We start from the raw sequence: 21,858 nt of genomic DNA, 5'->3' as shown, positions 1-21,858 counted from the left end.
ACATGAGAGTGGCGCACGACACAATCAGTGCGCGGTGGACTCCCGCGCGATCACCGAGAAGCCACTGACGAACTCCTCCGGGCCACCATCACCGTCGATGCGCCGGGACAGCAGCGCGACCGCCCGCTCGGCCATCGCGGCATGATCGGGATCGACGGTGGACAGCGACGGTACCAGAAAACGACCCTCGTCGATATTGTCGAAGCCGATCACCTTGACCTGCGACGGCACCCGCACACCCGCGTCGGCCAGCCCGCGCAGCGCCCCGATCGCGGCCGTGTCGGTCAGGCAGAACAGCCCGTCGAAATCCAGGCCACCGGCGACCATCGCCCGCACCCGCCCGGCCGCCGCCTCCATCGACATCGCGTCCATCCGCTGCACCAGAGCCGGGTCGTACGGCAGACCGGCGCTCTCCAGAGCCAGGCGATAGCCGGTCAGGCGCAGCTGCGACACGTTGACCTCAGCCGTCTCCGCACCGGTCAGCATCGCGATCCGGCGACAGCCCCGGTCGGCCAGATGCCGCACCGCCGCGCGGGCCCCGTCCACGTTCGGCATCGCGACGTGCCCGACCGGACCGTTGAAGATCCGCTCACCGAGGATCACCACCGGGTACGGCACCCGCAGCCGCTCCGCGTCGGCCGCCCCCATCCCGACCGTGCTCAGGATCAGCCCGTCGTACTCCCGGTTGCGCGACAGCCCCAGCACGGCCAGCTCGCTCTCCCGGGTCGCACCGGTCTGCTCCACACTCACCCGCAGGTCACGGCGCTGTGCCGCGTCGATGACAGCCGACGCGAACTGGGCGAAGTACGGCCGGTGGATCTCCGGCACGGCCAGCCCGATCACCCCGGTCCGGCCCCGGCGCAGATTGCGGGCCGCCACGTTCACCCGGTAGTCCAGATCGGCCATCGCGGCCAGCACCCGCGCCCGGGTGGCCTCCCGCACATGCGGATGCCCGTTGATCACGTTGGAGACCGTCATCGGGGACACCCCGGCGGCCCGTGCCACATCGGCGATCGTCGCCACCGCTCAGCCCGCCAGCAACGGGCCGTGCAGCGGCTCGCCACGGTCGCAGCGCAGGGTGCCACCGGCCACCGTCAGCCGGGCCACGTCGATCGACGAGCGGCGGGCGTCGTACGACTCCCCCGCCATGCCCGCGTGCCCGCCCGGATGGGTGAAGTAGAAGATCAGCGCGTCGTCACCGCGCACCACCACGTCGGCGTGCTGCCCGGCCGGGGCGCCGTCCAGCAGCAGCCCCCGCGGCTCCCAGCACTCCAGGTCGTCCGAACGCAGCACCCGCTGCCCCCGCCACTCGTCGACGATCATCCAGTACGTGCCACCGAGGGCGAACACGTTCGGCCCCTCGTGCGGCCGGCCGGTCACCGCCGGCCCGTGCACCCGCCAGTCGAACAGGTCGTCGCTGTCGGCCGCCCAGGTGTGACAGTCGTCGGCCTCGTCCTTGTACCACATCCGCCAGCCGCCACCAGGCCGCGCCAGCACACAGGCGTCGATGACGAACGCCGACGACAGCTCCAGCGTCGACCGGAACGTCCACCGCAGCAGGTCGGTGCTGGTGTAGTGCCGGATGTGCCGCTCGTGGCCGGGCCACCGCTCCGGCACGCCACGGACCACCGACACATACATGTGGTACGTCTCCCCGTCATCGATGATCTCCGGAGCCCAGTAGGTGTGCCGCCCCCACTCGGTGTCCAGCCCGGTCAGCACCCCACGGTAGAGCCAGGTGGTCCCGCCGTCGGTGGACGAGGCCACCCCGAGATCGGTCCCGTGCACCCAGCTGAAGTGCGGCAGGCCGGGCACGTTGGCCCGCCGGTTGGTGTAGACCATCCACCAGGCACGCTCGCCCCGGTGATAGACAAGGACCGGATCAGCGGCGCCGTCGTGGACCGGGTCACGGAAGAGCGGGCTCGGAATCAGCGACACCGCCGCATTGTATCGATACAAGCCCGCTTCGTTCAGAAACCGACACCGCCGCGCAGTTGCCCGAACGCCTGATCCGCCGCCGCGACCGCCTCGGAATGCAGGGTGGCCGCCGGCTCGCCCTCGCGCAGCCGCTGCCAGTTCGCGCGGGCGAGGACCCGCTGCACCGCGAGGATCTGGGCGGACGCCAGCCGGGCCGGCAGCGCGCCCGGAGCCTCGGGCGACAGCGCCTCGGCGAGGCTCCGCTCGTCACGGACCCGGAACTCCTCGACCCGCGCCGCGAGCGCCGGCGTGGAGAACACCAGGTCGTGATAGGCCAGGACCCGCGGGTCGTCGTTGAGCCCGGTCACCGGATCGCGGCGGGCCAGACCGTCCAGGAAGTGCCGGTGCAGCGCGTCCAACGGGGACAGCCCGGCGTCGCGGGTGGCGACCACCCGCGCGGGCTCCCCGGCGTGGTCGGCGATCCGGTGCAGGGCCAGGTCCTCCTTGGACCGGAAATAGCGGAAGAGGGTCGGTTTGGAGATCTCGGCGGCGGCGGCGATGTCGTTGACCGAGACGTCGTCGAAGCCGCGCTCCAGGAACATGTCGATCGCCAGGGCGGACACCGCGTCGAACGTGTGCTGTCTCTTGCGCTCCCGCAGACCCATAGCCCGACTTTACCCTGTCAATTTTGTTACTGGGTAAATTATGTGACTCGGTTACAGTTGGGTTCATGACCACTGAGTACGCGCAGGAGCTGGCCTTCCTCACCCGTACCCGCAACGCTCTGGCCTGGATGGCCGACCACGCGCGCATGCGTGTCGCCACCGGCGAGACCGTCGCCGGCGACCGCTACACCGCCGAAAGCCTCGGCACCATGCTCAAGAGCTACGCCAAGGAACTGTCCGAGGAACCCGGCGGAGCGCCCTACTTCGGGCGCCTGACCTTCGACGACGAGCCCGGCGCCCACCGTGGGCAGCGGTACCACATCGGCCGGCGCAGAGTCGTCGACGAGCGGGGTGAGCCCCTGGTCATCGACTGGCGTGCGCCCGTGTCCGCGCTGTTCTACCAGGCCGGCCCCACGAACCGGCACGGCGTGTCGGCACGCCGCCGATACGGCTGGAGCAACCGGTCGCCGATCGAACTGACCGGATTCGAGGACGAACGGCTCGACCACGACCCGGAATCGGGCACGGTGAGCCTGATGCTCGCCCGCGAGATCGAGCGTCCCCGCGTCGGCCCGATGCGGGACATCATCGCGACGATCCAGCCCGAGCAGGACGACCTGGTGCGCGCCGATCTGGACCGGTCACTGTGCGTCCAGGGCGGGCCGGGCACCGGCAAGACGGCCGTCGGCCTGCACCGGGCCGCCTATCTGCTGTACACCCACCGCCGCCGGCTCCAGCGCACCGGCGTCCTGGTGGTCGGCCCGAACCCGGCGTTCCTGCACTTCATCTCGGCCGTGCTGCCGGCTCTCGGTGAGGTCGAGGTGCGGCAGCGCACCCTGGACGGCGTCCTGGACCGGGATCCACCCCGGGCCGCCGACAGCGACGAGGCCGCCGCGGTCAAACACGACATCCGGATGGCCGCGGTGATCACCCGGGCCGTGACCGGCCTGATCCGCGAGCCCACCGAGGGCATCGTCCTGCCCGACGGCTCGTTGCGTCTGCGGGTGCCGGCCCACACCGTGGCCCACGAACTGCGGACCGTCCGCGGCGAGGATCTGCCGTACGGCGTAGGCCGGGAACGACTGCGGACACGCCTCGTCGCCCTGTTGCAGCGCCAGCGGGAACGGCACGGCGAATCACCGAACCGCGGATGGCTGGACCGCATCGCCCGGGCCCGCCCACTCACCGCGGTACTCGACGCCTGCTGGCCACCGGTTCGCCCGGAAGAGCTGCTGGCTCGCCTGTTCACCGACGCCACCGCGCTGGCCGACGCCGCCGACGGCATCCTGACCACCCACGAGCAGGCGGCACTGCGGTGGGCCCGGCCGCCACGCACCGCCCGCAGTGCCCGCTGGACAGCCGCCGACCTGGTCCTTCTCGACGAGATCGCCGGGGCCGTCGACCATCCCGGCGGCTACGGGCACATCGTCGTGGACGAGGCGCAGGACCTGTCCCCGATGCAGTGCCGGGTGCTGGCCCGGCGCAGCCGGCACGGCTCGCTGACCGTGCTGGGCGACCTCGCCCAGGGGACCACCGCGTGGGCCGCCTCCACCTGGGCGGACCAGCTGGGCCACCTGGGCCGGCCCGGCGCCACGGTCGTCGCGCTCACCACCGGCTTCCGGGTTCCCGCGGTCATCCTCGGCTTCGCCAACCGGCTGCTGCCACACCTGGACCTCGCGGTGCCGGCCGCCACCTCGGTACGCGGTGACGGTGAACTGCACGTCGGCCACTCCCCCGATCCGCTGGCCGCGACCGTGTCCCGCGTCCGGGCGGCCCTGTCACACGACGGCTCGATCGCGGTGATCAGCGCGCACCACCGGCTGGCCGCTCTCGCCGAGACGTTGCGCCGAGCCGGGATCGAGGTGGCGGACACGGTCACCGACACCGGTCCGCGGGTGACGCTGGTGCCCGCGAGCCTCGCCAAGGGCCTGGAATTCGATCACGTGGTGGTGGTCGAGCCGGCCGAGATCGTCGCGGCCGAGCCCCGGGGAGCGCATCGCCTGTACGTCGTGCTCACCCGGGCCGTCTCCCGCCTGGACGTGGTGCACAGCGCCCCGCTGCCGGCCCCGCTCGCCGGCTCTCACACCTCGACGAGCGGCCAGGAGTCGCCCAGAACCGACCGGATCTGATCCGGCTGGGAGGTGACGACAGCGGCCCGGCCGCACATCGCCATCCAGATCGCGTGAGCCGCACCGAGCCGGGACGCGGTCACGGCGAGACCGCCGATGATCGGTGGGGCGTCGCCGGGCCCATCGAACACGTCGGCGATCCGGATGACCGGGTTCGCACGTAACGGCCCGAGCCGGTGGTGCTCGGTGTGGTCCAGGATCCGGTACGCCTCCAGCAGGCACACCACCGGGATGACGATCTCCGAGCCGGTGTCGAAGGTGTCGGCGACCATCTGCCCGATCCCCTCGACCCCATCGGAGTAGGCGAGCAACGCCCCGGTGTCGAAGACGTACAGCGGAGTGGTTATGCCGCCACCTGCTTGCCGTCGGCCAGCCGGGTGGCGAGCTCCTCCGCGGTGGTGCCGGTCAGTTCGGCGACCCGGGCGACGGCGGCCTGATAGGCGTCGTCACCGACCGCGGTCCCGCCGGCCCGCTGGTGAGCACCGACCGGGTCGACCGGGAACAGCGGAAAGCCGGACTGCTGCAACAGCGCCCGGACCTGATCGGACTCGTCGAGGCGCCGGAGTGCCAGCACGACCCGGGCGGACCGCTGCCCGGCGGGCAGGCCTTCCAGCGCGGCCCCGACGTCGTCGGGGAGCGAAACAGTCACCTTCTTGGTCATACCAGAACCCTACTTCGGTATGACCGGCCCATCAATCGTTGTCCCCCGGGCGGTGAGGAGGCCGTCGGTCAGGAGGCCGTCGGTCAGGAGGCCGTCGCGGTGAAGGCCGGGAGCCAGGCGGCCAGATCGGCGACCGGCATCGGGCGGGCGTACAGGAAGCCCTGACCCAGGTGGTAGCCGAGGCCGGCCAGCCACCGCGCCTGCTCCTCGGTCTCGATGCCCTCGGCGACCGCCTCGATGCCGAGGGCGTGCGCCAGCTGGATCACCGCCTGCGGGATGGCGTCCGGGCCGGTGACGAACGAGCGGTCCAGCTTGATCTGGTCGACCGGGCAGGTGGCCAGGGCGCTCAGGGTGGCCGAGCCGGTGCCGAAGTCGTCCAGGGACAGGCGTACGCCCAGTTCGCGGAGTCTGGTCAGGTTCTGGGCGGTGGCGCCGCCGCCGATCGCGGTGCTCTCGGTGATCTCCGCGCAGAGCCGGGCCGCGGGCAGGCCCGACTCCCACAGGGCGGTGGCCACCGTCTCGGCGAAGCCGTCCTCGCGCAGCTGGGCCGCCGACACGTTCACCGCCACCGTGCCGGGCGCGGCGTCACCGTGCGCGGTGGTCCACTCGGCGGCCTGGCGGACCGCCTCGCGTATCACCCAGGCGCCGAGCGGGACGATCAGGCCGGACTCCTCGGCGAGGGGGATGAACTCGTTCGGGCCGAGCAGCCCGCGCACCGGATGCTGCCAGCGCACCAGCGCCTCCACCCCGGCCAGCCGGCCGTCGGCGAGCGACACCACCGGCTGGTAGAACAGCACCAGTTCACCCTCCTCGACGGCGGCGCGCAGCGGTCCGGCCGGGTCGTTGCGGTTCTGGATGCGCATGCCGTCGCTGTAGCGGACGTGCCCGCCCTCGCCACGCAGTTTCGCCGCGTACATCGCGATGTCCGCCCGGTGCAGCAGCTCGTCCACATCGCCGCACGCGTCGGCCACCCCGAAACTGGCCCGCACCGAGATCAGATGCTCACGCACCGGCACCGGGATCAGCAGGGCCTCGGCGATCCGGGTCAGCACCCGGTCCACAGCGTCACCGGTCAGCCCGTCGAACAGGATGGCGAACTCGTCGCCGCCGAGCCGGGCGACCGTGTCGGTGGACCGTACGTTATCGGTCATCCGCTCTGCCACCGCGATCAGAAGAGCGTCCCCGGCGGCGTGCCCCAGGGTGTCGTTGACCGCTTTGAAACCGTCCAGGTCGACCAGCACGATGCTGAACGGCCCGCCACCGGCCACCGCCGCCTCCACCCGCCGGGTGTAGAGCACCCGGTTGGCCAGACCGGTCAGCGCGTCGTGGGTGGCCTCGTGGCTGAGCCGCTCCTGCACCATGGTCGTCTCGGTGACGTCCCGGCTGTTGGTGAGGATGCCGCCGACGCTCGGCTCGTGCAGCAGGTTCGACGTGGCGATCTCGATCCAGCGGAACTCGCCCTCGCTGTTGCGGACCCGGATCCGGCAGGTCCCGGACGCCCCCGGACCGCCGGCGAGGGTGGCGTCCCAGCATTCGCGCAGGCCCTCGGCGTCGTCCGGGTGCGCCCAGTCGGGGACCATCGTGCCGATCGCGGCGGCCGGCGGGATGCCCAGCACCCGCTGGATCGCCGGGCTGCAGTAGATCACCCGGCCGTCCGGGTCGGAGACCGAGATGATGTCGGTGGAATTCTGCACCAGCAGCCGGAACCGCTGCTGGAGCACCTCGTTCTCCCGGGCCGCCACCAGCTGCCGGGCCACCACCAGCACGGTCAGGATCACCGCGCCCACGGTCACCAGCATCAGCCCGCTGTCGCCGCTGTGCACGTGGGCGAGGAGCAACACGTCAACGGCGACGACCGAGGCGTACGGCAGGACCCGCCGCCAGGTCCGCTGCGTCTCGCCGGCCGTGGTGCTTCCGGTGTCGAGGACATGGAAACGGCCGGAGAACGCCAGTCCGAGGTTCGCGATCAGCGGTACGAACAGCAACGGCTCGCTGCCCGGACGGCCGGGCTCCCAGCCCAGCGACAGCATGGCCACCGGCGGCGCCATCCCGCCCATGATCGCGGCCACGGCGGTCCCGGCCAGTGCCCTCGGCGGCAGCAGCCCGGTGCCGCCGAGGGCGAGCCGGGCCACCAGGAACACCCCCACCGCGCTGGTGATCAGCAGCACCACGGTCTGCGGCGGCAGATTCGTCCCGAGGCGCACGAAATCGTCGAGCACGGAATGCCCGAGCAGGATCATGGTGGCCGAAGTGAGGGTGGTGATGTCCAGCCAGAGCGCCACCTTCCGGGCCCGGGTGACGGCATGCGTGGACAGTCGCAGCAACGCCCAGGCGAAGCAGATCGCACCGAAGGCCCGCAGCGTCACACCGGCGACCCCGATCACCGACCCCGGCGCGTACGGGTCCAGCAGCTCACACAGGGTGGCGAGCGTCATGGCGCCCATCGCGAACAGGTTGCGCCACCAGAAGCGGCACGACGGCACCCCGAGTGCGGTGTGCCGCGCCGTCCGCAGGCAGATCGACCCGGTCAGCACCGCCGAGAGAACGCCCAGGACCAGCACCGACGGCCGGAATCCGGGCGGCTGGAACAGCACGAGAACGACCGCCGCGAGCGTCGTCAGCGCCAGTGCACAGAGCGCCCGGCTACCCCGCAGAGCCTCGATCACATCTCAATGATCGTCCGAGGCGCCGCGGGGCCTGAGCGTATTCGCCTGGCGTCTCTCAGTTGATCAACCTATCGTTGGTGTCGGTACCACCATGGGGCGAAGCACACGGCTTCGGCCCTTTTTCTATTCCCGCGTCCCGGAAAGGACCATCTCGTGACCCCCTCCCCCGAACTCGCCGTCGCCGTGGACCTCGGCAGCACCACCGCCGGCGTCTGGGCCGCCCGGCACGGCGTCGTCAGTGGCCCCACCGGTGAGACCGCCGTCCAGCGTGGCCGGGTCGCCGACGTCGACGGCTGCGCCACCGTGCTGACCCGCCTGGTCTCCCGGTATCCGAATACGATGCCGTCCGCCGACCTGCTCGTCGCCTGCCGCCCGGTGCTGACCACCGAGGCCGACGAGGCGCTGATGAGACGGGTTCTGGACACCGCCTTCGCGCCCCGCCGGATCGTCTTCATCGACAGCGTGCGCGCCGCGGCCATCGGATCCGGGGCGACCGCCGGCACCTTGCTGATCGCCGACATCGGCGCCCGGGTGACCGAGGTCGCCCTCCTCGACCACGGGCGGGTCACCGAGGCCCGCCGCACCGGCATCGGCACCCGAGATCTCGACAGCCGTGCGACCATCGACCTGATCAGCGACGTGGTCGCCGGTCACGTCCGCGACCTGCGCGAGACATGTCCCGGCGACGACTTCGAGGAGGCGGCCGACCGTGGGCTGCTGCTCGTCGGCGACGGGGCGTCACATCCCGGGCTGGCCACCGCGCTGTCCGATGCCGTACACCTGCAGGTTCATCGTGCGGCGTCGCCGCACACCGCCGCCCTCAACGGCGCCCGCATCGCCGCGGTGTCCGCCCTGCGTCACCCCAGCCGCCGACGATAGGTCAGGCCTGGCCGGAGGCCAGCTGGACGACGGTGATGTCGGACGGGGCGCCGACCCGGACCGGCGGGCCCCAGGCGCCCGCGCCACGGCTCACATAGAGCTGCGTGTCGCCGTAACGCTCCAGACCGGCGAGCGTCGGGTTCGACTGCTCCGCGATCAGCGTCGCCGGCCACATCTGCCCACCGTGCGTGTGCCCGGACAGCTGCAGGTCCACCCCATGCTCGACCGCGTCATGGATGACGATCGGCTGGTGGGCCAGCAGCACCGAGGCACGCGCCGGATCCCGGTCACCGAGGGCGGCCACGAAGTCCGGCCCGTCACCGGAGTCCTCGCCGGCGACGTCGTTCACCCCGGCGAGATCAAAACCGGGCATTGCGGTACGGGCGTTCTCCAGCGGCTGCCACCCCAGCTCACGCACCTTGCCGACCCACTCCTCGACCCCCGAGAAGTACTCGTGGTTGCCGGTCACGAAGAACGTGCCGTGCCGGGACCGCAGCCCCCGCAGCGGCTCCACCGAACCGGCCAGATCCTCGACGGTGCCGTCGACCAGGTCACCGACGACAGCGATCAGGTCGGGCTGGGTGGAGTTGATGGTGTCGGTGACCCGCTGGGCGAACCCACGGCCCAGCACGGCACTGATGTGCACGTCACTGACCACCGCGATGCGGAAGCCGTGAGCGCTGCGCGGCAGTTTCGCCAACGGCACGGTCACCCGTTTGACCGACGGGCCGTTGAGCACGTCCCAGGTGCCGAACCCGACGGTCCCGATCGCCGCGGCGGCGGCCGTCCCACCGACCACCCGGGACACGAACCGGCGCCGCGACAGCAGCACCGGCGGGGTGAACCGCTCCGGCTTCCCCGTCTCTCCCCCGTCGCCCGTCTTTTCCTCGTCGCCCGGGACCACCGGCTTGTCGGTGGTCCCGCCACCGGCGCCCGCCGGCACCGGCTCCGTGGCGGTGTGCCCGGACGCCACCGCCCCCACCGGCTCCGCGGACCGGGCCACCGCCGCGTCCCGGCGGCTCAGCCAGCGGATGAGCAGCGGCCGGACCACCTCGCCGGCCAGCAGACCGATCAGCAGGTAGAGGAACACGGCCATCCACATGTAGCCGGGCCAGACCAGCACACTCTTCACGGCCATCGGCAGCGGCAGCCCCTCGCCGGCCATCGACCCGATCGCCAGCACCGGCGCCACCGTGAACAGGACCGTCCCGGCCCGCCGCCACCGCGAGCCCGGCTCGGTGGTGGCCGCGACCAGGCGGCGCCACAGGTACCAGTGGAGGGCGCCGAACAGAACCACGACGACGACAGCCGCCAGCACGGCAAAAACGATCATTGGTAGGCGCAGTCCTTAGCTAAGTCCCGAGTGAGACGGAACCTACCAGCGGCTTTCTGTCGGGAAGCTGAGAACCGTCCGGCGTGGTGTTCCCCACGCTCCGGCACCCCTCCGGTCTGCGAAAGCGGCGCACTTCGCAGTGAGGACGGGCGATGACCTACTACCGGTCGGCACACGCGACAGGAATCCCGGAACCACCACCATCGAACTGGCAGCGCTGGGGCGCCCAGCTCTACCAGGGCACCATCGCCGCGGGCGCGATCGCGGCGGCGATCACCGCCGTCACATAACCCTGTGGCCCCTCGGTAAAGGCGAGAACGCCACCGAGATCAGCGCGGCGGCCACGCCCGGGGTGCTCCCGAGCGAGTACCGCCAGCGCCTGATCACCCCGCATCCGGCGATCCGGGTCCCGGGATCCTCCTGGACCCGTTCCCGGCCGGCCGGGACACCAGGATGGACGGCGGATTGAGCGTCCTGCAACAGGCCCTTCCGCTGACCGTGACGCTCACCGGCGGCTCATCCGCGGTGATCGGCCGCCACCGCGGGCCGAGGCTCACGGCCGGCAGCGCGGCGGAACCGGCCCCGGTTCACAGCCGGGTGCGATCCGGCGTGGCTCCCGCTGCGGGGCCGGTCCGGGGTCCGAGGGCCGCCGGGCTGACCGGGCGCCTACCCCGGAGATCGATGTTCGGACCCCTAAGTCGGCGCACTACTGCGGGAATTGCGATCAGAGGGCGATAGTCTCCCTGAACGTGTACTCAGGACGGCGAGAGGTGTGGCGTGTCGATCGAACTCCGTCTCGGCGCGGACTTTCCCGCCGCCACTGACGACCAGTGGCGGCGACTGGCCCTGGCGGCGCTGCGCAAGTCCGGCGGCGCCACCGACGACACCACCCCGGACCAGGTGGAGGACCTGCTCGCCGCGGTCACCCACGGTGGTCTGCGGGTGCCCGCGCTGCACCACCCGGACCGGGTGGACCTGCCGGAGACCGGGCTGCCCGGCCAGCAGCCGTTCGTCCGGGGCGCCCGGGCCGCCGGTGGGCTGATCGGCGGCTGGGACATCCGCCAGCGCTACACCGAGCCCGGCCCGGCCGACGTCCGTGAGGCGGTGCTCGGCGACCTGGAGAACGGGGCGACCTCGCTGTGGCTGGCCGTCGGCGGTGACGCGCTGCCCGTCGACGCCCTGCCGGACGCTCTGGAGGGCGTCTACCTGGACCTGGCCGCGGTGGTCCTGGACCCGGGCGACGCCGTCGTCCCGGCCGCGCGGGCCTGGTTCGACCTGCTCGCCGCCCGCCGGATCGAGCCCGGCCAGGCCACCGGTGGTCTCGGCGCCGACCCGCTGGCCTGGCGGGCCCGCACCGGCGATGACAGCGGACTGGCCGGGGCGCTGCGTGACGCGGCGGCGCTGGCCGGGCGGTGTGTGGCCGAGGCGCCCGGGTTGCGGGCGATCACCGTGGACGCGACGGTGCATCACGACGCCGGTGGTTCCGAGGTCGAGGAGCTGGGCGGTGCGATCGCCGCCGGGGTGGCCTACCTGCGGGCGCTGACCGAGGCCGGGCTGAGCACCGGGGCGGCCCTGGATCAGATCGAGTTCCGGTTCGCCGCGACGGTGGACCAGTTCGCCACCATCGCCAAGCTGCGGGCCGCCCGCCGGCTGTGGGCGCGGGTGGCCGAACTGTCCGGCGCCGCCGACCGGGGTGGGCAGCGCCAGCACGCGGTCACCTCGGCGGCGATGATGACCGCCCGCGATCCGTGGGTGAACCTGCTGCGCACCACGATCGCCTCGTTCGCGGCGGGCGTCGGTGGGGCGGACGCGGTGACGGTCCTGCCGTACGACAATCGTCTCGGTCTCCCGGACGGCCTGGCCCGGCGGCTGGCCCGCAACACCCAGATCCTGCTCGTCGAGGAGGCCCATGTGGCCCGGGTCGTCGACCCGGCCGGTGGCAGCTGGTATGTGGAGGGTTACACCGACCAGTTGGCGCGGGCCGCCTGGGAGTGGTTCACCACCATCGAGCGGGCCGGGGGTCTGGCCGCCGCGCTCGGCAGCGGGCTGGTCGCCGACCGGCTGGCCGGGGTGTGGCAGGCCCGGTCCGCCGATCTCGACCACCGGCGCAGCCCGATCACCGGGGTCAGCGAATTCCCGAACCTGTCCGAGCAGCTGCCGGTCCGCCCGCCGGCTGCCGCCCCGGTGTCCGGCGGTCTGCCCCGGCACCGCTACGCGGAGGCGTTCGAGCGGCTGCGGGACCGTGGTGACGCGCACCTGGCCGCCACCGGCAGCCGGCCCACCGTGCGGCTGGCGACAGTCGGTTCCCCGGCCGCGTACGGGCCCCGCGTCACCTTCGTCACCAACCTGTTCGCCGCCGGGGGCATCGCGGTCACCACCGAGCCCGGCCCGGCGGTCGCGTGCATCTGCGGGCCGGACAAGGCGTACCCGGACCGGGCCGAGGAACTCGCCGCGGAGCTGCGCGCGGCCGGTGCGGGCCGGGTGCTGCTGGCCGGCCGGGGCGACCATCCCGGTGTCGACGGCACCGTGTTCGCCGGCTGTGACGCCATCGCGGTTCTCACCACCACACTGGCCGACCTGGGAGTGCCGCTGTGATCCCCGACTTCTCCAGCGCGAAGCTGACCGGCTCCGTTCCGGCGCCCGACCACGAGGCGTGGCGGGCCGCGGTGCTCGCCGAGACCGGCAGCCCGGCCGGGGATCTGCTGTGGCGGACCCCGGAGGGCATCACGGTGCCGCCGCTGTTCACCGGCGCCGACCTGGACGGCATCGACTTCCTGGGCACCTATCCGGGGATCGCGCCGTACGTCCGCGGCCCCTACCCGACGATGTATGTCAACCAGCCCTGGACGATCCGCCAGTACGCCGGGTTCTCCACCGCCGAGGAGTCCAACGCCTTCTACCGCCGCAACCTGGCCGCCGGGCAGAAGGGCCTGTCGGTGGCGTTCGACCTGCCCACCCACCGTGGCTACGACTCCGACCACCCGCGGGTCACCGGTGACGTGGGGATGGCCGGGGTGGCGATCGACTCGATCTACGACATGCGCCAGCTGTTCGACGGCATCCCCCTGGACCGGATGAGCGTGTCGATGACGATGAACGGGGCGGTGCTGCCGGTCCTGGCGCTCTACATCGTCGCGGCCGAGGAGCAGGGGGTGAAGCCGGAGCAGCTGTCCGGCACCATCCAGAACGACATCCTCAAGGAGTTCATGGTCCGCAACACCTACATCTACCCGCCGGCGCCGTCGATGCGGATCATCTCGGACATCTTCTCGTTCACCTCGCAGCGGATGCCCCGGTTCAACTCGATCAGCATCTCCGGGTACCACATCCAGGAGGCGGGGGCGACCGCCGATCTGGAGTTGGCGTACACCCTGGCCGACGGGGTGGAGTATCTGCGGGCCGGGCAGGCCGCCGGGCTGGATGTCGACGCGTTCGCACCCCGGCTGTCGTTCTTCTGGGCGATCGGCATGAACTTCTTCATGGAGGTCGCCAAGCTGCGGGCCGGCCGGCTGCTCTGGGCCAAACTGGTGCGCGAGTTCGGGCCGAAGGATCCCCGGTCGCTGAGCCTGCGGGCGCACTGCCAGACGTCCGGCTGGTCGCTGACCGCGCAGGACGTCTACAACAACGTGATGCGTACGTGCATCGAGGCGATGGCCGCCACCCAGGGTCACACCCAGTCGCTGCACACCAACGCGCTCGACGAGGCCCTGGCGCTGCCCACCGACTTCTCGGCCCGGATCGCCCGCAACACCCAGCTGCTGATCCAGCAGGAGTCCGGCACCACCCGGGCGATCGACCCGTGGGGTGGCAGCGCCTACGTCGAGAAACTCACCCGTGACCTGGCCGCCCGCGCCTGGGAGCACATCAGCGAGGTGGAGGCGGCCGGCGGGATGGCCCGCGCCATCGACGAGGGCATCCCCAAGATACGGGTGGAAGAGGCGGCGGCCCGCACCCAGGCCCGCATCGACTCCGGCCGCCAGCCGGTGATCGGGGTCAACAAGTACCGTCCGGCCACCGACGAGCCGATCGACGTTCTGAAGATCGACAACGCGGCGGTCCGGGCCGGCCAGGTCGAGAAGCTGCGCCGCCTGCGGGCCGAACGGGACGAGTCCGCCTGCCGGTCCGCCCTGGACGCGCTGACCGGTGCCGCCGCGTCCGGGGACGGCAACCTGCTCGACCTGGCGGTCGGCGCGGCCCGGGCCAAAGCCACGGTGGGTGAGATCTCCGACGCCCTGGAGAAGGTGTTCGGCCGGCACACCGCCCGGATCCGTACCATCTCCGGTGTCTACCGGCAGGAGGCGGGCAAGGTGACCAACATCGAACGGGCCCGGGAGGCGGCCGCCGCGTTCGCCGAGGAGGAGGGCCGCCAGCCGCGCATCCTGGTCGCCAAGATGGGCCAGGACGGCCACGACCGCGGCCAGAAGGTGATCGCCACCGCCTTCGCCGACCTCGGCTTCGACGTCGACGTGGGCCCGCTGTTCGCCACCCCGGCCGAGGTGGCCCGCCAGGCGGTCGAGGCCGACGTGCACATCGTCGGCGTCAACTCGCTGGCCGCCGGGCACCTCACGCTGGTGCCCGCGCTGCGCGACGAACTGGCCGCGCAGGGCCGCCCGGACATCCTGATCATCGCCGGTGGGGTGATCCCGCCACAGGACTACGCGGCGCTGCGCGAGGCCGGGGCGGCCGCCGTCTTCCCGCCCGGCACGGTCCTCGCCGATGCCGCGATCGACCTGCTCACCACCCTGTCCGGCCGGCTCGGGCACCCGGTGGCATGACCCGGCCGGTGATCGACGTCGAGGTGATGGCCGAGGGCGTCCGGGCCGGCACGCCGTCCTGGGTGGCCCGGGCCATCACCCTTGTCGAATCCACCCGGCCCGACCATCAGGCACTCGCCCAGCGGCTGGTGGTGGCGCTCACCCCGGATTCCGGCCGGTCGCACCGGATCGGGATCAGCGGGGTGCCCGGCGTCGGCAAGTCGACGTTCATCGACGCGTTCGGCAGTGAACTGACCGCGGCCGGGCACCGGGTCGCGGTCCTGGCCGTCGACCCGTCGTCCACCCGCACCCGCGGCAGCATCCTCGGCGACAAGACCCGGATGGCCCGGCTGGCCGCCGACCCGGCCGCGTTCGTCCGCCCGTCCCCGACCGCCGGCACGCTGGGCGGCGTCGCCAAGGCCACCCGCGAGGCGATCGTCGTGGTGGAGGCGGCCGGCTACGACATGGTGATCGTGGAGACGGTCGGGGTCGGCCAGTCCGAGACCGCGGTGGCCGACATGGTCGACTCGTTCCTGCTGCTGGCCCTGGCCCGCACCGGCGACCAGTTGCAGGGCATCAAGAAGGGCATCCTGGAACTGGCCGACGTGATCGCCATCAACAAGGCCGACGGCCCGCACACCACCGAGGCCCGCACCGCCGCCCGCGAACTGTCCGGCGCGCTACGCCTGCTCCGCGCCGACGAGACGTGGACCCCACCGGTCCTGACGTGCAGCGCCGTCGAGGGCACCGGCGTCAAGGACGTCTGGACCCAGCTGACCGCCCATCGCGACAGCACCGACGTCGAGGCCCGGCGCCGCCGGCAGCAGGTCGGCTGGATGTGGGCGATGGCCCGCGAGGCGGTCCTGTCCCGTTTCGAGAACCATCAGGCGGTCCGTGACACCGGCCGTGCGGTGCGGCAGCAGATCCTGGACGGCGCCCTCACCCCGGCCCAGGCCGCCGACCAGCTGCTGGCCGCCTTCGACAAGCACTGACCGCGGCGTCTCCCACCGCCGGCCCGCACCCCTCCAGGTCCCCGCCCCTCCAGGTCCCCGCCCCTCCAGGTCCGCCCCCTCCAGGTCCGCGCCCTTCAGGTCCGCCCCCCTCCAGGTCCGCGCCCACCTCCAGGCAGGCGGTCGTCAACCGACGATGGGGGTACGCCAATCGGGCCCACAACGATCGGGACGCCCTGTCCGGTCCACGCGACGCGGGCATCATCCCAGGCCGTCCGGCGACCGCCGGGCCGAATGCGATGGTGACGGATCGACCAGGCTGGCCGGCCGACACACAGCCGGATGCCGTGACCCACCGCCGCAACCAGGTTTACGGCAGACCTCCGATCCCGGACGGTAACCGCGGTCACGGAAGGTAGCCATGGCGGCCGGCCGCGGTGATCCGGTCACGGCGAGTAGACGGTTACGGCTGGTAGCCGTGCGGCAAGCCGTGGTGATCCGGTCACGGCGAGTAGACGGTTACGGCTGGTAGCCGTGCGGCAAGCCGTGGTGATCCGGTAACGGCTAGTGGACGGTTACGGCTGGTAGCCATGGCGGCCGATGCGGTCGCGGTGTCGCAGCGCCGGTCACGAGGGCCGCCGGTCATGGCCACACCCCTCCCGCGGTCGATCGTGGAGGATTTGCCACCGGGAACAGCGTGGTTCCCGGCCGCCTGATCACTTGCGGTCAATCCCTCGCGCGGGCGACTCACTCAGCAGCGATCTTGGTGGATTTACCACCGAAAACGGTGGTAAATCCACCAAGATCGGCCAGGGTGGAGCCGGAAGGCGGACGCTCGCCCGAGGAATTGACCGCGAGCGGGCCAGTAGCTGAGAAGAAGGCTCGAAAAGGTGGTAAATCCACCAAGCTCGGCCGGGGTGGAGCCGGAAGGCGGACGCTCGCCCGAGAAACTGACCGCGAATGGGTCAGCAGCTGAGAAGAAGGCTCAAAACGGTGGTTAACCCACCAAGATCGCCCTGGTTGGGGGCAGGAAGCGGACGCTCGCACGGGGGGAACGACCGCGAGCGGGCCGCCAGCCGAGGAGAAGACCTGAAACGGTGGTTAATCCACCGAGGTCTGGCTGGGAGACGAGTGATTGCGGGGCGGCGGCCGAGGAAGGCGCGGCTCTACCGGAGGCCGGCCAGCATCCGGAGGCCCTGGGCCTCGAACGCCTCCTGGCCGTGGGCGAAGGCCCAGCACGCGGTGCCGATCGCCTCGCGGACGTGGCTTCGGTAGGAGCCGTCGGCGGCCCGGGGGTCGGGGCCGTAGCCGAGCAGGAACGCCTCCTCCAGGTCGGGGCGGGTGCTGAAGTCCTGGACGGTCAGGCGGTTGAAGTCCGTCCACGCCGGGCGCATCGCGGCTCGACCGAAATCGATGATGCTCACCGTGTCGTCGTGGATCAGCCAGTTGCGGGGCTGCCAGTCACCGTGTGTGGGCACCAGGGTCACCGGCGGGGTCGGCCAGCCGGTGATCAGATCGCGCAGCCGCCGCACCGTGGCGGCGTCGATCCGGTGTGGGCCGTTCAGCAGGAGCAGGTTCTTCTCGTTCTCCCGGCGTTCGAAATCGGCGTCGACCGTCGCGGTCTGGGCGTGCAGCAGGGCCAGCAACTCGCCGGCCTGCCGGTAGAACGACGGCTCGGCCTCGTGATCCAGCGCCAGCGAGCCCGGCAGATATGTGGTGGCCAGCAGTTTCGCCTGGTCGTCGCCGTGCAGGAGGCGCGGGGCGCGGTTGCGGGTGGTCCACGGTCGCAGCCAGTTCCGGTGGGCGTGCAGCTCGCGGGCGATGTGATGATCGGTCTCGCCGCCGGCTTTCACGATCAAGTGCCGATTGTCGTACGCCAACTCCAGCACCGTGGTGGCCGCCACCCCCCAACTGTGATCATGGACGACCTCGGCCCCGGGGAACCAGGCGTCCAGTAGTTCCCGCTGGCGGTCCGACAGCGGTGCGAGCGGGTCGAAATTCCAGCGCTGCGGTAACTCGGCGTCACACAGTGCGCAGATGAAGTCGCCGTCCCGGACGATGTTGCGCTCGCCGCAGTCGGGGCAGCGGCGGAAAACGATCGCTGTGGTGAACCCGCCCGGGTGGGCCAGCCCGAGCCGGTCCAGTGCCCGCGCGACTGCCGGCCAGCAGTCCGGGTCGGGGCAGTAGCCGGTCGACTGGTTGGACACCTCGGTCACCCGGCCGTCCACGATGGTGATCTCCCCGGCGGCCAGCACGTCCCGCCCGCCGGCCAGGGCGACGTGCTCGCTGCGGCGCGGGGCCAGCCGCAGACGGCCGTCGAGGTCGATGACATAGGTGGACGCCTCGTCCGGGTCCGGGCCGGTGACCGGCGGTGGCGGCTGATCCCGCAATCCAGCCGGCCCGACATAGCGATATCTCACCGGACGACGTTACCGAATCCGCTCCGTCACGGTTGTCCCCCACGTGCGTATGATCTTCCGAGCCGCTCTGCTCGCCGCCGCCACCGTGACCGCGCTCGCCCCGGTTCCCGCCCAGGCCGCCAAGCCCCGGCCCGTCACCAGTCTGCTCGGCACCTACGACTTCGGCCGTGCCGCCGTCATCGGCCAGGCCGGCGAGAACGCCGGCGTGTGGAAGTCGTACACGGTCCGGTCCGGTTTCGCCGGGGACGACCTGAGCATCACCTATGTACGGGCCACCAGCCCGAGCCGCTCCGAACGGACCGTCTACACGGCCGCGTTCAACGAGGTCAAGGACGCGCAGGCGGAGTGCCGCAAGGTCGGTGCCGACGGGGTCGCCCGGCGGGTGTGGGTGTCGTACCGGTGCCGCACCGGCATCGTGGCCAGCTACACGTTGCTGGTCCGCTGATGCGGGCCCTGTTCGCCGTGTTCGCCGGGGCGGTGGTCGCGCTCGCCGGAACTCCCGGGCACGCGGCGTCGGCCCAGGCGGTGTCCGAGCACACGGTCTCCACGCAGACACCCTCCACGCAGACGCCCTCCACGCGCGCGGCGTTCGGGCACACGGCAGCCGCACACCCGGTGTCTGCCGCGTCCGCTGCTCCGGCACGCGGGGCCGGTAACACGTTCGCGTTGGCCGCCAACAAGACATCGGCCTACGGGACCTATGACCGGATGATGGGGATCCCCGGGCGGCCGGTTCCGCCGGTGGCCGTCAACGGCACCTTGGCCGTGGATCAGCTGCTGCGGTGCGGGGTGGTGCAGATCGCCTACAACGGCCCTACCGACGGTATCGCCTGGCGCACCGTCGGCAGTCGCTGCCGGCCGGGGAAGTCGGCGTTCCGGGCCCAGTCGGAGTTCCTGCGGGGCGGAGCCAAGCCCGCGCTTCGTCTGTGCAGCGGCTTGACCGTCCGGTTCGCTGAGCGTAGCCGCGCCTGTGACGTGTTCACGCCCCCGGCCGACCTCTGAACAACCGGCCAGCGTGGTCACTTCCGGCTCGATCCTGACCGGAAGTGACCACGCGAAAACCGACGGCGGACGACGGCGGCACGGACATCGGTGACCACCGCACGAGCGTCGGTGACCACCACACGGACATCGGTGACCACCGCACGGGCGTCGGTGACCACCGCATCCGCCCGGCGGCCGCTGGGCGGTCCGGTGTCTCGCCCGCCTAGCGCGGACCCCATCGAGCGACCCGATTTTCGTGGGGCCGATGGGCGTACCCCGGCAAAGGGGTTGATCTCAGCGGCGGGTGGCGCAGTTCGTGACGCCTCCGGAGGCCCGGATTCTCACTCAGCCGGGGACCACGGCGGGCGGGGGTGGCGGATCACCGATACCGTCGGGGGATGTCCGGAAGCGCATTGATCACGTATGAGACCAGCACCGACGGCGTCACTCTGCGTGTCGCACTATCCGGGGAACTGGACCTGGCCGACGCCGACGAGGTCCGTGACAACCTGGCGGCCGCCGCGCGCGCGTCCCGCTACCAGGTGCTCCAGATCGACGTGGCGGACGTGACCCTGATCGACTCGTACGCGCTGGGCGCTCTGGTCAGCGTCCGCAACAGCGCCGCCGCTGCCGGCGTCACCGTCACCCTGGTCAACCCGTCCCCACCGGTGAGCAAGGCCATCCAGGTCACCGGCCTGTCGGAGGTTTTCGGCCTGCCCCGGTGAGCCGCCACTGATTGCACATGCTTCACCCCATCGGATCTGATAGAGGTCCGTGAGCCTTCCGGGGGGATGCGCGTGCAGATCCTGATCAAGATAGTGGTCGCTCTGCTGGCCGGCGGGGTGGCCTACCTGCTCACCAACATCACCGAGCAGCCGAAGATCTGGCAGATCACCCTGTCGGTCTTCGTCGGCGGGGTGGTCCTGGTCGTCCAGTTCCTGATCGAGGTGGCCGACCAGTTGCGCCGCAACAACGAGAAGGTGGGCCGGATCAGCGAGGCCGCCGCCCACCTGGCCGGCGCCGAGGGCAGCCTCGGCCGGCACAGCCTGACCCGCCTGGTCGAGGCCGCCGCCCGCCTGGAATCCGGGAACAGCCTGCAGAACCGGTTCGCCCGGCGCCAGGGCGAGAAGCTCTCCCAGCTGTTCGAGGGCCTCAAACTGGGCCGGGCCGAACACCCCGGCGACGCCCCGGAGTGGATGCTCGGGCTGACCGAGACCGCGACCGCCAGCATCGCGGCCACCAGCATGACCTCGTTCGAGCAGCTTCAGGGTTTCGTCGACGAGGGCGATTTCTGGGAGAGCGATCTGGGCATCCGGTACCTGGAGGCCCAACGGCATGCGATCAGGCGGAAGGTCCACGTCCGCAGGCTCTTCGTGCTGCACGACGAGGAGCCCGACGAGAAACGGCTGGCGAGGCTGCTGAAACGGCACACCCATGTCGGCGTCGATGTCCGGACCATCCGGCTGGACGCGATCCCCGACTCTCACCAGCACATCCTCGAGGACTTCATCATCTTCGACCGAGAGATCGGGTTCGATTTCAAGATCGCACAGAACAATCGCCGGGTCATCAACGGCGTGTCCCTGAGCAGGGACACCGATGTGCTCGACACGAAGGTCGAAACACGCCAGACCGCCTTCGACGAGGTCTGGGCGCTCGCCACCGCGACGGAGGAATCACGTGCCCGAGAGGACACCGACGGACCGGATGGTGACCAACTCCGCGGTCGACTGGGACGCTTTCGACTCGAACGACTATTTCGCCCACAACTACGGGACGCTCCGCCAGGATGACGCGGAGATCATCGACGTCGTCAAGGAGTTCTTCGCGGACGCCCGGCTGCCCCTCGGCTCGGCCCGCGCGATCGACGTCGGGACCGGGACCAACCTCTACCCGGCACTGACCATGCTGCCGTACGCGTCGGGCGTCACCCTGCTCGACCGGTCCCGCTCCAACCGGACGTGGCTGCACCGGGAGCTGGCCGCACCACGGGACTCGTGGATGGACTTCTGGCGGGAGATCGTCGCGGGTCACCCGGACCACGCGGGCATCGCCCAGCCCTTGACCGAGTTGCGCGCCCGGGCCCGCGTCCGGCACGGCAACGCCCTGGACCTGCCGGCGGGCCGGTACGACCTGGCCACCATGTTCTTCGTCGCGGAATCGATGACCACGGTGAACAGCGAGTTCGTCGGCGCGCTGCGGGCCTTCGCCGGCTGTCTGGTGGCCGGTGCGCCGTTCGCCGCCGCGTTCATGCGCGAATCCCTGGGGTACGTGGTGGGCGGCACCGCGTTCCCGGCCTGCAAGATCGAAGAGGCGGACGTGGAGTCGGCGCTGGAGCCGGTGGCGCGCGAGGTCCGGGTGGTCCGGGTGGACAGCGAGGGGCTGCGCGACGGATACGACGGGATGATGGTGGCCACCGGGTTCCGGCGTTGACCGGGGGCTGTTCATCGAGGCCGACGGTGACGCGGTGCCGACCCTTGCGGCTCAAGCGGCTTGAGGA

19 protein-coding genes are annotated in these 21,858 nt (G+C 71.5%); 11 read left to right on the top strand and 8 right to left on the bottom strand.

From position 1 onward, the window contains the following. Positions 1-24: 24 nt before the first annotated feature. The 3 genes from ACQ0O7_RS10935 to ACQ0O7_RS10925 are packed head-to-tail and all read right to left on the bottom strand — an operon-like array spanning position 25 to position 2,582. Positions 25-1,005 (bottom strand): LacI family DNA-binding transcriptional regulator, encoded by a 981-nt coding sequence (locus ACQ0O7_RS10935; protein ID WP_430781826.1) that lies wholly within the window; start codon positions 1,003-1,005, stop codon positions 25-27. A 21-nt stretch (positions 1,006-1,026) separates the two neighbouring features. Continuing rightward, on the bottom strand, positions 1,027-1,938 hold the full coding sequence (locus ACQ0O7_RS10930) for a hypothetical protein (protein ID WP_430781825.1): 912 nt from the start codon (positions 1,936-1,938) through the stop codon (positions 1,027-1,029). 32 nt (positions 1,939-1,970) lie between these two features. Then, positions 1,971-2,582, bottom strand: a complete 612-nt coding sequence (locus tag ACQ0O7_RS10925; RefSeq protein WP_430781823.1) for a TetR family transcriptional regulator — start codon at positions 2,580-2,582, stop codon at positions 1,971-1,973. 65 nt (positions 2,583-2,647) lie between these two features. On the opposite strand from ACQ0O7_RS10925, the gene ACQ0O7_RS10920 reads away from it, so the two are divergent. Further along, complete coding sequence (locus ACQ0O7_RS10920; protein WP_430781822.1) at positions 2,648-4,711, top strand: HelD family protein; 2,064 nt, start codon at positions 2,648-2,650, stop codon at positions 4,709-4,711. Here the strand turns inward: ACQ0O7_RS10920 and ACQ0O7_RS10915 are convergent. The 3 genes from ACQ0O7_RS10915 to ACQ0O7_RS10905 all read right to left on the bottom strand — a co-directional run bounded on the left by ACQ0O7_RS10915 (position 4,663) and on the right by ACQ0O7_RS10905 (position 8,038). Further along, positions 4,663-5,022 (bottom strand): hypothetical protein, encoded by a 360-nt coding sequence (locus ACQ0O7_RS10915; protein ID WP_430781820.1) that lies wholly within the window; start codon positions 5,020-5,022, stop codon positions 4,663-4,665. The two genes, ACQ0O7_RS10920 and ACQ0O7_RS10915, sit on opposite strands and share 49 nt — an antisense overlap. Positions 5,023-5,054: 32 nt before the next feature. After that, positions 5,055-5,372, bottom strand: coding sequence for a hypothetical protein (locus tag ACQ0O7_RS10910; protein WP_430781818.1), 318 nt, complete (start codon positions 5,370-5,372; stop codon positions 5,055-5,057). Positions 5,373-5,455: 83 nt separating this feature from the next. Beyond that, positions 5,456-8,038, bottom strand: a complete 2,583-nt coding sequence (locus ACQ0O7_RS10905) for a putative bifunctional diguanylate cyclase/phosphodiesterase (RefSeq protein ID WP_430781816.1) — start codon at positions 8,036-8,038, stop codon at positions 5,456-5,458. Positions 8,039-8,191: 153 nt separating this feature from the next. Here ACQ0O7_RS10905 and ACQ0O7_RS10900 point away from each other — a divergent pair, with 153 nt between their 5' ends. Beyond that, positions 8,192-8,917 carry a rod shape-determining protein gene (locus tag ACQ0O7_RS10900; protein WP_430781814.1) on the top strand — a complete coding sequence of 242 codons (726 nt, stop codon included), beginning with the start codon at positions 8,192-8,194 and terminating at the stop codon, positions 8,915-8,917. A gap of 1 nt (position 8,918) precedes the next feature. On the opposite strand, the gene ACQ0O7_RS10895 is transcribed toward ACQ0O7_RS10900, so the two are convergent. Next, positions 8,919-10,250 carry a metallophosphoesterase gene (locus tag ACQ0O7_RS10895; RefSeq protein ID WP_430781812.1) on the bottom strand — a complete coding sequence of 444 codons (1,332 nt, stop codon included), beginning with the start codon at positions 10,248-10,250 and terminating at the stop codon, positions 8,919-8,921. Positions 10,251-10,402: 152 nt separating this feature from the next. On the opposite strand from ACQ0O7_RS10895, the gene ACQ0O7_RS10890 reads away from it, so the two are divergent. The 4 genes from ACQ0O7_RS10890 (at position 10,403) to meaB (ending at position 15,996) form a co-directional block, all read left to right on the top strand. Beyond that, positions 10,403-10,540: a hypothetical protein gene (locus tag ACQ0O7_RS10890; RefSeq protein ID WP_430781811.1), complete on the top strand. Its 138-nt coding sequence runs from the start codon at positions 10,403-10,405 to the stop codon at positions 10,538-10,540. A gap of 487 nt (positions 10,541-11,027) precedes the next feature. Next, entirely contained in the window at positions 11,028-12,845 is a 1,818-nt protein-coding gene (locus ACQ0O7_RS10885) for a methylmalonyl-CoA mutase family protein (protein ID WP_430781810.1), read from the top strand. Beyond that, on the top strand, positions 12,842-15,025 hold the full coding sequence (scpA, locus tag ACQ0O7_RS10880) for a methylmalonyl-CoA mutase (protein ID WP_430781808.1): 2,184 nt from the start codon (positions 12,842-12,844) through the stop codon (positions 15,023-15,025). The genes ACQ0O7_RS10885 and scpA overlap by 4 nt, the downstream gene beginning before the upstream one ends. Next, the gene (gene meaB, locus ACQ0O7_RS10875; RefSeq protein ID WP_430781807.1) at positions 15,022-15,996 is read left to right on the top strand and encodes a methylmalonyl Co-A mutase-associated GTPase MeaB; all 975 of its coding nucleotides are present in this window, start codon (positions 15,022-15,024) and stop codon (positions 15,994-15,996) included. Before scpA ends, meaB begins: the two co-directional genes overlap by 4 nt. Positions 15,997-17,120: 1,124 nt before the next feature. On the opposite strand, the gene ACQ0O7_RS10870 is transcribed toward meaB, so the two are convergent. Beyond that, the gene (locus tag ACQ0O7_RS10870) at positions 17,121-18,374 is read right to left on the bottom strand and encodes a phosphotransferase (RefSeq protein ID WP_430781806.1); all 1,254 of its coding nucleotides are present in this window, start codon (positions 18,372-18,374) and stop codon (positions 17,121-17,123) included. 49 nt (positions 18,375-18,423) lie between these two features. Between ACQ0O7_RS10870 and ACQ0O7_RS10865 the strand changes: the two genes are divergently transcribed. From ACQ0O7_RS10865 to ACQ0O7_RS10845, 5 genes are all read left to right on the top strand, one after another. Then, on the top strand, positions 18,424-18,819 hold the full coding sequence (locus ACQ0O7_RS10865; protein ID WP_430781927.1) for a hypothetical protein: 396 nt from the start codon (positions 18,424-18,426) through the stop codon (positions 18,817-18,819). Beyond that, positions 18,819-19,376: a hypothetical protein gene (locus ACQ0O7_RS10860; RefSeq protein ID WP_430781804.1), complete on the top strand. Its 558-nt coding sequence runs from the start codon at positions 18,819-18,821 to the stop codon at positions 19,374-19,376. Before ACQ0O7_RS10865 ends, ACQ0O7_RS10860 begins: the two co-directional genes overlap by 1 nt. A 380-nt stretch (positions 19,377-19,756) precedes the next feature. Then, positions 19,757-20,083, top strand: a complete 327-nt coding sequence (locus tag ACQ0O7_RS10855) for an STAS domain-containing protein (RefSeq protein WP_430781802.1) — start codon at positions 19,757-19,759, stop codon at positions 20,081-20,083. A gap of 66 nt (positions 20,084-20,149) precedes the next feature. Then, complete coding sequence (locus ACQ0O7_RS10850) at positions 20,150-21,151, top strand: hypothetical protein (protein WP_430781801.1); 1,002 nt, start codon at positions 20,150-20,152, stop codon at positions 21,149-21,151. Next, positions 21,069-21,791, top strand: a complete 723-nt coding sequence (locus ACQ0O7_RS10845) for an SCO2525 family SAM-dependent methyltransferase (RefSeq protein ID WP_430781800.1) — start codon at positions 21,069-21,071, stop codon at positions 21,789-21,791. The genes ACQ0O7_RS10850 and ACQ0O7_RS10845 overlap by 83 nt, the downstream gene beginning before the upstream one ends. Positions 21,792-21,858: the final 67 nt, after the last annotated feature.

This window comes from Actinoplanes sp. G11-F43 (assembly GCF_050589265.1).
Lineage (GTDB): Bacteria > Actinomycetota > Actinomycetes > Mycobacteriales > Micromonosporaceae > Actinoplanes.
Note: the sequence above shows the minus strand (reverse complement) of the source record. Positions and strands in the feature narration are given on the sequence as shown.

Excerpts from the sequence above, each read along its gene's own strand:
- ACQ0O7_RS10925 (WP_430781823.1), bottom strand. The coding sequence starts at position 2,582 with ATGGGTCTGCGGGAGCGCAAGAGACAGCACACGTTCGACGCGGTGTCC.
- ACQ0O7_RS10920 (WP_430781822.1), top strand. The coding sequence starts at position 2,648 with ATGACCACTGAGTACGCGCAGGAGCTGGCCTTCCTCACCCGTACCCGC.
- ACQ0O7_RS10910 (WP_430781818.1), bottom strand. The coding sequence starts at position 5,372 with ATGACCAAGAAGGTGACTGTTTCGCTCCCCGACGACGTCGGGGCCGCG.
- ACQ0O7_RS10895 (WP_430781812.1), bottom strand. The coding sequence starts at position 10,250 with ATGATCGTTTTTGCCGTGCTGGCGGCTGTCGTCGTCGTGGTTCTGTTC.
- ACQ0O7_RS10890 (WP_430781811.1), top strand. The coding sequence starts at position 10,403 with ATGACCTACTACCGGTCGGCACACGCGACAGGAATCCCGGAACCACCA.
- meaB (WP_430781807.1), top strand. The coding sequence starts at position 15,022 with ATGACCCGGCCGGTGATCGACGTCGAGGTGATGGCCGAGGGCGTCCGG.
- ACQ0O7_RS10865 (WP_430781927.1), top strand. The coding sequence starts at position 18,424 with ATGATCTTCCGAGCCGCTCTGCTCGCCGCCGCCACCGTGACCGCGCTC.
- ACQ0O7_RS10860 (WP_430781804.1), top strand. The coding sequence starts at position 18,819 with ATGCGGGCCCTGTTCGCCGTGTTCGCCGGGGCGGTGGTCGCGCTCGCC.
- ACQ0O7_RS10855 (WP_430781802.1), top strand. The coding sequence starts at position 19,757 with ATGTCCGGAAGCGCATTGATCACGTATGAGACCAGCACCGACGGCGTC.
- ACQ0O7_RS10850 (WP_430781801.1), top strand. The coding sequence starts at position 20,150 with ATGCGCGTGCAGATCCTGATCAAGATAGTGGTCGCTCTGCTGGCCGGC.